The sequence below is a fragment of the Syntrophomonas sp. UBA5494 genome (assembly GCF_002426325.1).
In genome coordinates this window covers 268-744 of record NZ_DIPG01000035.1, presented here as the reverse complement: position 1 = coordinate 744, position 477 = coordinate 268, and the positions used below count along the sequence as shown (strand labels likewise).

Here is a 477-nt window from a genome sequence, read left to right as displayed (position 1 = left end):
GCTTCCTGGAGCCTGTTGCGAATTAAGTCGGCTTTGTCAAAGGCCTTATTCTGCTTAAAGGCAGCGCGCAAAGCGATCAGCTGCTCTACCAGGGTTTTGAGCCGGGGCGGTTGTTCGAAACGGAAGCGGCTGCCGTCCGGGGTGTCTTCCACCCTGACCTCTATCTGCGCAAAGAAATCACGGATTTGATCAGCCAGTTGATAATCCTTCTCGGCTCTGGCCTGGCTGCGCAGCCCGGCCAGCACCTGCAGGACCTCTTCTACCACTGCACCGCCCTGGTTTTGAGGGGTGATAAAGATTCCCAAAACGTCTCCCAATTCAAAGAGAAGCTGATGGGCCTGCCGTACCGCGGCTTGATGGGCGGGATCGTTTTTATCCGCCCCGGCCACGCAGCTATTGATAGAGTGCGACATCTCGAAGAGATGCCCCAGTGCCTTGGCGGTGTTGAAATCGTCATCCATGGCTTCGATGAAGTAG

Annotated in this window: 1 protein-coding gene; it reads right to left on the bottom strand. The window is 56.0% G+C overall.

Going from position 1 to position 477, the window contains the following annotated elements:
* Positions 1-477 (bottom strand): DALR domain-containing protein (locus B3W37_RS03565; protein WP_483174806.1); only part of this gene is annotated, 477 nt, incomplete at both ends.